The organism is Streptomyces sp. NPDC036764 (assembly GCF_055609385.1).
Genome location: NZ_JBVJPT010000001.1, coordinates 2,313,263 through 2,325,133 on the forward strand (window position 1 = coordinate 2,313,263; position 11,871 = coordinate 2,325,133).

Genomic DNA, 11,871 nt, shown 5'->3' on the forward strand with positions numbered 1-11,871 from the left:
ACGAACAGACCTTGCGGCCTGCGCGTGATCCCTTACTGACCCGCGGCAGGCGTCATGGTGCTATCGAAGCGCTTCGATTCATGAGGGCATGCCCTCACTGCTGGCTGACGCGGTCCACGGGCTCGGACGACGCGGGTGACATCGATCAGGTAGGCGTCGTCGAGCCGGTGAAACGCAGGCCTTCCAGGTGCGGAGGAGGTCAGGCGAAGCAGGTTGCGATGTCGGCCCCTTCCCGCAGGAAGACCGGGATGCGTTCCAGCGGGGCGTGGGCGTCGAGCGTCGTGCCGCCCTCCACCACGCTTGCCGTGACCGGGTCGAGCCAGCGTGTTCCGGACGGCAGATACACCCGGCGGGTCCGCGCGCCCGCCTGGTACACGGGTGCTACCAGCACGTCGGGGCCGAGCAGGAACTGGTCGTCCACGTCCCAGGCGCGCTCGTCGTCGGGGAAGTCGAAGAACAGCGGGCGCATCGGCGGGGCGCCGGTGCGGTGGGCGTCCTCGGACAGCTTCCGCAGGTAGGGGCGCAGGCGCTCGCGCAGCAGCAGGTGGTCGCGGAGGATGCCGTACGCCTCGTCGCCGTACGACCAGACTTCGTTCGGGCCGCCGGTCATGTCCGAGGAGAAGGTGGGGTGGTTGGGCTCACGGTCGCCGTGCAGACGCATGACGGGGCTGAAGGTGCCGTATTGGAACCACCGGATCAGTACCTCGCGATAGGCGGGGTCGTCCGGGTTGCCGCCGCCGAAGCCGCCGATGTCGGTGTTCCACCAGGGGATGCCGCTCATCGCGACGTTCAGTCCCGCCCTGATCTGGCGCGACAGGGAGTCGAAGGTGGTGGGGATGTCGCCGGACCACAGCGCGGAGCCGTACTTCTGGCTGCCGGCCCACGCGGACCGGACCAGGGACAGCGGCCGGTCGTCGCCCGCCGCGGCCAGACCCTCGGCGACGGTACGGGTGTGCAGCACGGGGTAGAGGTGCGCGGCCTCGGCGGCCGGCCCGGCCGCGTAGACGGCGCGCTCGGCGACCTCCCGGCTCAGGTCGGGCTCGCAGGCGTCCAGCCAGAAGCAACTCACGCCCAGGGCGTGGTAGTTGTCGTGCAGCCGCTGCCACAGCGCGGCGCGTGCTCCGGGGTGGGTGGCGTCGTAATACGCCATCGGGCGCATCGGCTCCTCGGCGCTGCGCGACGGCCAGGGGAAGGTGAGGAGGCCGCCGTCCGTGTCCCGCACGAGGTGTCCGGACGCGCGCAGTTCGTCGAAAGTGTCGCTGCCGGGCTCGACGGTCGGCCACACCGAGACCGCGAGCCGCACACCGAGTTCGGTCAGTTCCTTGATCATGGCGGCGGGGCCGGGCCACTCGCTCTCCTCGAAGCGCCAGTCGCCCATGCTCGGCCAGTGGAAGAAGTCGCAGACGATGACGGACAGCGGCAGTCCGCGTTCCTTGTACTGCCGTGCCACCGCGAGGAGTTCGTCCTGGGTGCGGTAGCGCAGTTTCGACTGCCAGAAACCTGACGCCCACTCGGGGAGGAGGGGCGGGCGTCCGGTGACGTGTGTGTACGCGTCGATGATCTGGGCCGGGGTGTCGCCGGCGGTGATCCAGTAGTCGACGCGCCCGCCGCCGTCGGCGGTCCACCGGGTGGTGTCGGTGCCCAGTTCGACCCGGCCGGTGGCGGGGTTGTTCCACAGCAGTCCGTAGCCGCGCGAGGAGTGCAGGAACGGGATGGCGGCCACGGTGTTGCCCTGGACGAGGTCGATCACACAGCCCTTCTGGTCCAGGAGTCCGTGCAGGTGTTGTCCGAGGCCGTGCAGCCGCTCACCGTCGTACCCCTCGAAGTGCTGTTCCGTACGGCCGCCCGCCGCGTGGACGCGGGGACCGTTGTGGTGGTGGTACGGGGTCTTGTCGGCGAGCAGTTCACGGCCCGAGTCGGCGTGCAGGAACCTCAGCAGGCCGTGGGCCGAGGCCTCGACGGCGAGGCGGCCGTTGACCAGGCGGGCGGATCCGTCGTCCGACACCGACAACTCGGCCCGCGGGGAGGGCGGAGAACTCTCCAGCGCGCCGGGGGCGGCGGGATCGATGGCCCCCGAGGAGGCCCGCACCCGGACCGAGTGTGGTCCCCAGGGCTCGATGCGGAGGATCTCCGCGGCGGTGTGCCGTTCCAGACCGCCCGCGCGGATGCTGTAGGGCAAAGTGACTCCCTTGTCGTCTCAAGCGCCCGGACACGTGTATCCGTGCGGGCGCGGTGGCCACAGTGCAGGTGCGCAGTGACGTCGTGCGTGCCTGCTTCGTCCTGCCACAGGCCGACCGGGTCGAGGCAATCACCGGCACCGGAGAATCACGGGCCTGTCGGCCCGAGTGACCGCCGAACTCGCGGCCAGGATGGGGCTGTTGTGGTCGGGGAACTCACGTGGGGCCACCGCATGGTTCTCGTCGAAGCCGTGGCCGGTAGGCGGCGTCCGGGTCAGCGGCCGCTGGTGATCGGGCGAGACGGTCGTTCCCCGAACGGAGACGGATGGCTGCGATGCAACGGTCACTTTTCGGGTGCGAGCCCGCGCTCGGCCAGCCAGTCCAGTTGGACGGGTGGGTTGGAGCCGCAACCGCCGGCGTGGTCGGCGAAAGGCCAGACGGTCATGGTCCGGTCCTCACCCGCGTAGTGGTTGAAGGCGGCGTAGACCGTCGAGGCGGGGCAGATCGGGTCCATCAGGCCGACACTGAACAGGGCCGGCGCGGTGGCCCGCTGGGCGAAGTGGACGCCGTCGAAGTAGTCGAGGGTGGCGAGGGTCGGCTCCACGCGGTGGCGGCTGTGCCAGCGCAGGTACTTGGCGATCTCCGGGTAGGGGCCCTCGCCGGTGATCTGGACGGCGCGGCGGAAGTGGCACAGGAACGGAACGTCGGGCATCACCGCCGCCACCTTGTCCCCGAGGAGTCCAGCGGTGGCGAGGGCGAGTCCGCCGCCTTGGCTGCCGCCCGCGACCACGACCCGGCGGGCGTCGAGGCCGGGCAGTTCCGCGACGGCGTCCACCGCCCGCACACAGTCGGTGATCAGGCGCCGGTAGTAGTAGGTCTCGGGCGAGTCGATGCCGCGGGTCATGAATCCCTCGACCCACTGCGTGCCGTCGCCCTGGGTCCGGTCCGGGGTGTCGTGGCCCTGGCCGCGGCTGTCGACAACGAGCTGGGCGTAGCCGGCGGCGGGCCAGAACAGGTGGTCGGTGGGCAGACCGCGGCCGCCGCTGTAGCCGATGTAGGTGACGGCGACGGGCAGCGGGCCCTCGGCTCCGCGCGGGCGGAGCAGCCAGGCGGCCACCGGTTCGCCGTTCCAGCCGGGGACGCGCACGTCATCCACCTCGACGGTGCGCAGCCGGAACCGGTCGGTGACGCGCTCGGCCTTCACCGCTCCGCCCTGTGATCGGGCGTCATCGAGGGTGCGCTGCCAGAAGGCGTCGAAGTCGTGCGGTGCGGTCGACACCGGTCGGTAGCCGACGAGTTCGTCGAGGTCGAGGTCGGTGAGGGGCATGGGGACTTCCTTCGGAGGGAGAGACGGTGAAGCGGCGGGGTGATGGAACATGAACAGCCCGAGGAGTACTGGCCATGGGCGGCGTCCTGTCACCACCCGAGGACGAGTGGCCGCCGGTCCGGGAGACGGACGCTCAGTCGTTCGCCTGGGACGAGTCGAAGCGGAACGCCGCGAGGCGGATGCGGCCGTGGAGGACCAAGGTCAGGTCGTGCAGGCCGGATTCGACGCCGGACAGCTCCGCGGCAACCGTGGTCCAGGCGTACTGGTCGCCGGTGACCGGCACCGCGATCCGCGCCAGCCTCCGCTCGCCCGTCCGCAGCTCCACGCTCGGCTCGCCCGCGGCGTCGCCCTCGCGGGCGACCTCGGCCTCGAACCGGACCGCGTCGGTCAGGTCGACGGAGCGGAACAGCAACGTCGCGGGGCGCGCCGGATCCGCGGGGGCGACCGCGTCGCCGCAGGCTCGGGTGGCGTCGACGAGGGTGACGTCCGCGTGGTCGTCGAAGTCGACGGCCGGAGTACGGCGGCCGACGACCGCACGGGGGCTGGGCGCGGGCCCGGTCACGGTGAGCCGGGTGGTGCCGACGATGTTCTCGGCGGAGCGCGCGAGCAGCACTTCGTAGTCGCCGGGGTCGACGGTGAAGGCCCCGGTGGTGACGTCCCAGTGGGCGAGCCGTTCGGCGGGGAGCCGGAAGAGGAGCTCCCCGGTCTCGCCCGGCTCGAGCCGGACCTTGCGGAAGTCGGCCAGCCGCAGCCGGGGCGCCTGGTAGCGGGCGGCCAGAGGGCGGACGTAGAGCTGGACGACCTCGCTTCCGGGCCGGGAGCCGGTGTTGGCCAGCGTCACCGTGACGTCCACCGAGCCGTCCTGGGGCATGGAGTCCGCGGAGAGCCTCAGGTCGCGGTGGGCGAAGTCGGTGTACGACAGGCCGTGTCCGAACGGGTAGAGCGGCGCGGCGCGGTGGTACTGGTAGGTCCAACCCGCCTTGATGATGTCGTAGTCGAGCGGGTGCGGCAGCTCGTCGTCGCCGCGGTACCAGGTCTGCGGCAGCCGCCCGGCCGGGTCGGCCGCGCCGAGCAGGACGGCGGCCAGCGCGTGCCCTGTCTCCTGCCCGCCGTGGGACATCCACACCACGGCGGGCAGGTGCTCGTTCGCCCAGTCGACCGCGTAGGGGTAGCTGCTCATGACGACGAGCGCGGTCTCCGGGCGGACCGCGGCAACCGTGCGCAGCAGCGCTTCCTGGGTCTCGGGCAGGGCGATTCCGGTACGGTCCTCGGTCTCGCGGCCGTTGATCATCGGGTGGTTGCCGAGGACGACGATCGCCACGTCGGCCTCCTCGGCGGCGGCCCGGGCCTCGGCCGCGCCGTCGTGCAGCAGTTCCCGCTGCCAGCGCTCGGCAGTTTCGGGGCTCTCGGCGGTGACGCGCACCCCGCCGTCGGCGTGACCGAGGGCGGCGTAGCGGCCGGTGTGCACGTTGCGGAGCAGGAAGGTGTCGCCTTCGCCGTCCGGGTCGGGCTCCAGACGGAAGGTCTCGTCGACGAACCAGCTCTTGACCAGCGTCCGTTCGGCGACGAGCGAGGCGTCGTCCCCGAGGCTGAGGTAGCGGCCGGTGCCGGCCTCGCACAGGGTGAGGACGCCGTCGCCCCAGTCCTGGATGTCGAAGGCGGTTCCGCCCAGCGGCTCGCCGGTGGTGCGCGAGCGCAGCGCGATCCGGTCGGCACCCGGCACGCAGGCCACCTCGCCGCCCCGTTGCGCGAGCGCGGCGCGCAGGCCGGTCGCGATGCCGACCTGGTAGGGCAGGGTGCCGCTGTACCAGTCCTCGTACAGTGTGTCGGCGTGCGGGCCGATGACCGCTATCCGCGGTGCGCGGGCCGCGTCCAGGGGCAGCAGGCCGTCGTTCTTGAGCAGCACGACCGACTCGGTCGCCGCGCGCCGGGCGAGGGCGCGGTGCTCGGGGCTGTCGATCAGCTCCGGGCCGATACCGGCGTAGGGGTCGAGGTCCGGGTCGAACTCGCCGAGGCGGAAGCGGAGTTGCAACTGACGGCGCACCGCCCGGTTCACGTCCTCCTCCTCGATCAGCCCGCGCTCCAGCGCCTCGCGCAGGCGGCCGATCACGACCGCGCTGTCCTCGCGGTGGTCGGTGAAGCTGTCGATGCCCGCTTTCAGTGCGGCCGCGTGGGATTCGGCATGGTCGTCGAAGTAGTGCTCCGGGTCGACGAGATTGGAGGGCGCCCCTTCGTCGCTGACCATGAACAGCTCGTGGCCGGTCGGCCGGGCCCAGGTCCGCAGTTCGTCCTCGAGGAGCGGACTGACATGGCAGGGGCGGCCGTTGACCAGGTTGTAGGCGGCCATGGCGCCGGTGGCCGCGCCGGAGGCGATGATCGGGCGGAAGGCGGCCAGGTCGTACTCGTGCAGCACGCGCGGGCGCAGTCCGGAGGAGGTGACGCTGCGGCCGTTCTCGTTGTTGTTGGCGAGGAAGTGCTTGAGCACCGGGGCGGCGCGCAGATAGGTGGGATGGTCGCCGGACAGGCCCTGGCAGTACGCGGTACCGACGCGTGCGGTGTGCAGCGGGTCCTCTGAGTAGCCTTCCTCGTTGCGGCCCCACCTCGGATCGCGCAGCAGGTTCACCACGGGCGACCAGATCTGCAGGCCGTTGGTGCCGGACCCGGTCGGGGTCGGCCGGTGCCGGTGGAAAGCGCGCACTTCGACCGAGGCGGCCTCGCCGACGGCGCGCACCAGATCCTCGTCCCAGGAGGCGCCCAGCCCCACGGCCTGGGGAAAGACGGTCGCCACCCCCAGCCCGGCCACACCGTGCAATGCCTCTGTTCCGGTACGGAACGAAGCGATGTCAAGGCGCGGGACGGCAGGGACGTACTGGTGCAGCATGGCGAGCCGCTCGTCGAGGGTGAGCCGTTCCAGCAGGTCTTCGACGCGCTTGCTCATCGCAAGCGAGGGCTCACGGTAGGGCGGCGGGGCGGCGGATGGGGACGCAGAAGTCACGAAACGGATCCCTCGGTAAGCGGGTGCGGATGTTGGTTGAGGGCGATTGTCGAAGCGCATCGACGCTGTCATTGCCGCGAACGGGCTGTCAATGGCCCAGGTGAGAGAAATTTTCCCAGAGCCCTGGCCTGTCCTGACCCTTGTTTCGCAAGAAAGATGTCCGTTAACTTCCCTAGCGAAGTGAAGCGCTTCGACATTCGGCGGAGAAGGGCCGCCATCATGAAGGGCAACCACCGCAGGACGAACAGGCGTTTTGCCCAGGACCGCTGACGACCAGTCAGAGCGCCACACGATTCCCCACGCCCGAGGAACCGTCATGACGGCACGCAGCATCACCGACCGCCTGGGCGGCCTCGCCTTCGGCGGCTACGACTTGGCCTGGCTGGACGCCTTCCTCGCCTCGCCCGCCCATCTCGGCGCGGCCCGCCGTCTCGCCTCGGTGCTCGCCGAACGGTACGGCCACCACCCCGCCCCGCGCTGTGGCACGCGCACGAGTACGGCACGCTCTGCTGGTGCGATTTCGCAGCAGCCGCGTTCCGGGAGTGGCTGCGCGCCCGGCACGGCTCGCTGGACGCCCTCAACGAGCCCTGGGGAACAGCCTTCTGGAGCCGGCGCCATACATCCTGGGAACAGGTACTGCAGATCATCGCCGCCTACCGCGAGCAGCGCGACGCGATCCGCGAGCACAAAGACCGCCCGGTGACGACGAACCTGATGCTGCCCTACTACCTGCGGCGGAACGTGTGGGCCTTCGCCCGCGAACTCGACGTCGTCACCTCCGACCAGCACTCAGCGATGCTCCCGCACGCGGGCCCCGACAGCCGCGTCTTCCGCGGGGTCACACAGCCCGGCGTGGCGGTCGCCCGGCTCGATGAGCCGGACGCCATGCGAGCGCTGGAAGCGGACGGTCTGCTGACCAACCACACCACGGACACCGGGCCCCTGCTGCCGGAGCCCGCCCACGGCCTGCTCACCGGCCGGGCGGCCCTCGAACTGCCGCCCGACGGCCGCGTGGTCCCGCGCGGCCACTGACCTGGAAAGGACACCATGGAAAACGAAGAGCGGAGCTTTCGCTGGGGCCACGAGGCCCTGCAACTCGACTTCGTCCTCGGCGACGACGGCAGCGCCCGCCTGACGCATCTCGGGCTGCCCGGCGAGACCGGCGAGCCCAGTGGATCCCTGCCTCTGGTGGAGGTGACGGCCGCGGGGCACGGCCGCCACTGGTCGGGCAGCCGCCTGATCGGGACCGCTCTCGGCGAGCGGCTGCGCCACCGGAGCCACCGCACGGCCCGCGACGGCGACTGGCACACAGTGACCGTGGACCTCCACGACCCGGAAACCGGTCTGGTCGCGGAGGTGACCTACCGGTCGCCCAACGGCATCCCCGTGCTGCGCAGCGAGGTGACGCTACGCAACGAAGGGCCGGCCACGCTGCACCTGGAGTCGGTCAGCTCGTTCGTGGTGGGTTGCCTCACCCCCCGCGATCCGGCGCCCGTCGACGCCGCCGACCTGCTGTGGGCGGACAACGACTGGGTCGCCGAATGCCGCTGGCAGCGACAGCCCCTGCGCCGGACCACCCCCATCCACAGCGGACGCGTGACGTACGGGCACGGCAAGGCCGGCTTCGCACTGACCGGACAGGGCACCTGGTCCAGTTGCGGACACCTGCCCATGGGCGGCCTGACGGACCGGATCACCGGCCGCACCTGGGTGTGGCAGATCGAGCACAACGGCGGCGGCTGGCGCTGGGAGTGCGAGGAGCACGACCGGGCGGCCTACGTGGCACTGTCCGGTCCCACCGACACCCACCACGGCTGGCGGCACCCCCTGGAGCCCGGCGCCGCCTTCCGCACCGTACCCGTGGCGGTGTCCTTCAGCGCCGACGGCGGCCCCGACGCCGCGTTCGCCGCGCTGACCCGCTACCGCCGCGCCCACCGCCGCCCGCACGCCGACCACCAGCATCTGCCCGTCATCTTCAACGACTACATGAACTGCCTGATGGGAGACCCCACCACCGACAAGTTGCTGCCGCTGATCGACGCCGCGGCCGACGCGGGCGCCGAGTACTTCGTCATCGACGCGGGCTGGTACGACGACGGTGACGGCTGGTGGACCAGCGTCGGCGCCTGGGAACCTTCCGCCTCCCGCTTCCCAGGGGAGAAGGGGATCCACGAGGTGCTGGACCGCATCCGCGAACGCGGCATGGTGCCCGGCCTGTGGCTGGAGCCGGAGGTGATCGGCGTCCACAGCCCGCTGGCCAAGTCCCTGCCCGACGAGGCGTTCTTCCGCCGCGACGGCGCCCGCGTCACCGAGGCCGGCCGGCACCACCTGGACCTGCGCCACCCCGCCGCCCGCACCCACCTCGACCAGGTCGTGGACCGTGTGGCCGGCGAGTGGGGCGTCGGCTACCTCAAGCTCGACCACAACATCGACCCCGGCTCCGGCACCAGCGCCCACCCCGGCGAGACACCCGGCGCCGGCCTACTGGGCCACAACCGGGCGCACCTCGACTGGCTCGACGGCATCCTCGACCGGCACCCGCACCTGGTCGTGGAGAACTGCGCCTCCGGCGGCATGCGCTGGGACCACGCCATGCTGTCGCGGCTGCACCTGCAGTCCACCAGCGACCAGCAGAACCTCCAGCTCTACGCGCCCATCGCGGCCTCCGCGCCCACCGCCGTCACCCCCGAACAGGGCGCCGTATGGGCCTACCCCCAACCGGAGGACTCCCTCGACGAGGTCGCCTTCACCATGGCGAGCGCCCTCCTCGGCCGCATCCACCTCTCCGGCCTCCTGCCGGAGCTGGAACCGGAGGCCCGCGCCCTGGTCCACGAAGCGGTCGCCGTGTACAAGGCCATCCGCGCCGACCTGCCCGGGGCCGTGCCCTCCTGGCCACTCGGCCTCCCCGGCTGGGACGACCCCTGGATCGCCCTCGCCCTGCACACCCCCGTCATCACCTATGTCACCGTCTGGCGCCGTCCGGGCGGCGAGGCCACCACCACCCTCCGACTGCCCGAACTGGCGGGCGCCGCGGCCAGTGCCGAGGTGCTGTACCCCGCCGCACATCAGGCCGTTGCCGTCTGGAATCCGGACACCGCCGACCTCACCGTGACCCTGCCCACCGCGCCCTCCGCGGCGCTGCTCCGCATCACCCGCACGCAACCGGACGCTCTCTGAGCGCCGACCCTGCCATCCACCCGACGAAAGGACGACCAAGGGTGCCCGCTCAGAATCCGCCCGCCCGCGCCACCAACCCCGTGATCCCCGGGTTCCATCCCGACCCGAGCATCTGCCGTGTCGGCGACGACTACTACCTCGTCTGCTCCAGCTTCGAGTACTTCCCCGGCGTACCCATCTTCCACAGCCGTGACCTGGTCCACTGGCGGCAGATCGGCAACGTACTGGACCGGCCGGAACAACTGCCGCTGTCGCAGGCGTGGTCCTCCGGCGGCATCTACGCCCCCACCCTGCGCCATCACGACGGCCGCTTCTGGCTGATCGTCACCAACTGCAGCGAGGGCGGCGGCAACCTTGTCGTGACGGCCACCGACCCGGCCGGACCATGGTCGGATCCGATCCCGGCACCGGGCGTGCCCGGCATCGATCCCGACCTGGCCTGGGACGAGGACGGCACCTGCTGGTGCACCGTCGCCGGGGTGTCGCAGGTCCGCCTCGACCCGTCCACCGGACAGACGCACGGCACACCGCACAGGCTCTGGTCCGGCGGCTCCGGCGCGAAGGCACCGGAGGCGCCGCACCTGTACCGGATCGGCGACTACTGGTACCTGCTCATCGCCGAGGGCGGCACCGAGCGCGGCCACGGCGTGTCCATCGCCCGCGGCCGTACGCCGACCGGTCCGTTCGAGCCGTACCCGGCCAACCCGATCCTCACCCACCGCGGTACCGACCACCCCATCCAGAACACCGGCCACGCGGACCTGGTCCAGGCCCCCGACGGCTCCTGGTGCATGGTCTTCCTCGGCGTACGGCCCCGTGGTGGCACGCCCGGCTGGCACGTGCTCGGCCGGGAGACCTTCCTCGCACCCGTGACCTGGGAGGACGACTGGCCGGTCGTCGGCGAGGTCACCCTGGACCTCTCCGAGCTCCCCTGGCCGCTCACCCCCGGCCCCGTCGAGGAGCAACGGGACGAATTCGAGCTCAGCGAACTCGGGCCGACCTGGATCTCCGTGCGGGACCGCCCCGCCGAGCTCTGCACCACCAAGGAGCGCCCCGGATGGCTGACGCTGCGCGCGCGGGGCGGCTCCCTGGACGAGCCCGACGTCGTGTTCACCGGCCGACGTCAGCAGCACTTCTCCTGCCGGGCGCGCACCCTGGTCGACGCGGGGGAGGGGCGCGGGGGCCTCGCCGTACGGCTGGACGAGCGGCACCACTACGCGATCGAGGCGTCCGGCACGGAGGTGCGGGTGATCGCGCGCGTCGGCTCCCTGCGCACGGTCGTGGCCGCCCAGTCCGTGCCCGCCGGGCCTGTGGTCCTCGCCGTCACCGTCACCGACCCGCCGTCACCGCACGGGCCCTGCACCGGACCCGACGTCGTCTCCCTCGGAATTGAGGCCGCGGACGGTACGGTCACCGAGCTCGCGACCCTTGACGGCCGCTACCTGTCGACCGAGGTCGCCGGCGGCTTCACCGGCCGGGTCATCGGCATGTACGCCGCGGCAGGCACCGTCCACTTCGACTGGTTCCACTACGAACCCTTCGGTGACTGAGAGGTCCTACTGACTTTTCCGTTGACTTGCCGGGGGTGACAGTGCTGGATCCCTGCGGTACGCCGTGGTCATGAGATATGCGCAGGGGGGTCCCACTCCACAGGGCCAAGGCGCGCGAAAGCGTGTGCGAATGCCGGTCGCCCATGCTCTTGTCCGGGGAGCGAAGAACACGGTGATCGCAAAAGAACCGCGGGTGAGCCTGCGGTCAGGGCTCACCGGTAGCCTGGCTCACCGTCGTCCGGCTGACCTCCTGTGCCCGACCTCGACCCGGTCGAGGGAATCTGGTCCTTACTGCGTCGCTCTGCCACCGCCAACGTGGTTCTCGCCGACCGCGACCTCCTCCTCAGAGCCGTCCGAAACGGCATGCGCCGCATCCGTGGGTGATGGGCTGCGTGTACGTGCTGGGGTCCAGGTACAGCCGGTTCGGGCAGGCCGGGGGCGACGGCCCATGGCGTCGACGCCGAGGAGGTTCCCGTCGTCCCAGCCGAGGTGGTCGGTCAGCGGGGCCCAGCGGTCGGTGCGGTAGTCCCAGCGGAGGCGTCCTCGATGTCCAGTCCTGCCCTTTGAAAGCTGGGGGCGAGGAACCTGCTCAGGGGCGCGCAGAACTGCGTGACCGGCCGCGGCAGAGCCGCGGCCGGCAATCAC

The 11,871-nt window shown here is 71.4% G+C and carries 6 protein-coding genes; 3 read left to right on the forward strand and 3 right to left on the reverse strand.

Features of this window, described 5'->3' with window-relative positions; genetic code table 11:
- Positions 1–199: 199 nt before the first annotated feature.
- From ACZ69Q_RS09550 to ACZ69Q_RS09560, 3 genes are all read right to left on the reverse strand, one after another.
- Entirely contained in the window at positions 200–2,179 is a 1,980-nt protein-coding gene (locus tag ACZ69Q_RS09550) for a glycoside hydrolase family 31 protein (RefSeq protein ID WP_471039005.1), read from the reverse strand.
- 341 nt (positions 2,180–2,520) lie between these two features.
- On the reverse strand, positions 2,521–3,504 hold the full coding sequence (locus ACZ69Q_RS09555; RefSeq protein ID WP_471039008.1) for an acetylxylan esterase: 984 nt from the start codon (positions 3,502–3,504) through the stop codon (positions 2,521–2,523).
- Positions 3,505–3,637: 133 nt separating this feature from the next.
- Entirely contained in the window at positions 3,638–6,442 is a 2,805-nt protein-coding gene (locus ACZ69Q_RS09560) for a glycoside hydrolase family 3 C-terminal domain-containing protein (RefSeq protein ID WP_471039010.1), read from the reverse strand.
- 534 nt (positions 6,443–6,976) lie between these two features.
- Here ACZ69Q_RS09560 and ACZ69Q_RS09565 point away from each other — a divergent pair.
- From ACZ69Q_RS09565 to ACZ69Q_RS09575, 3 genes are read left to right on the forward strand one after another with little or no spacing between them, the layout of a single operon-like run.
- A complete protein-coding gene (locus tag ACZ69Q_RS09565; RefSeq protein ID WP_471040174.1) occupies positions 6,977–7,531 on the forward strand; it encodes a beta-galactosidase in 555 nt (184 codons plus the stop codon).
- 15 nt (positions 7,532–7,546) lie between these two features.
- Complete coding sequence (locus ACZ69Q_RS09570; RefSeq protein ID WP_471039013.1) at positions 7,547–9,676, forward strand: glycoside hydrolase family 36 protein; 2,130 nt, start codon at positions 7,547–7,549, stop codon at positions 9,674–9,676.
- Positions 9,677–9,717: 41 nt separating this feature from the next.
- Complete coding sequence (locus ACZ69Q_RS09575; RefSeq protein ID WP_471039014.1) at positions 9,718–11,226, forward strand: glycoside hydrolase family 43 protein; 1,509 nt, start codon at positions 9,718–9,720, stop codon at positions 11,224–11,226.
- Positions 11,227–11,871 lie beyond the last annotated feature (645 nt).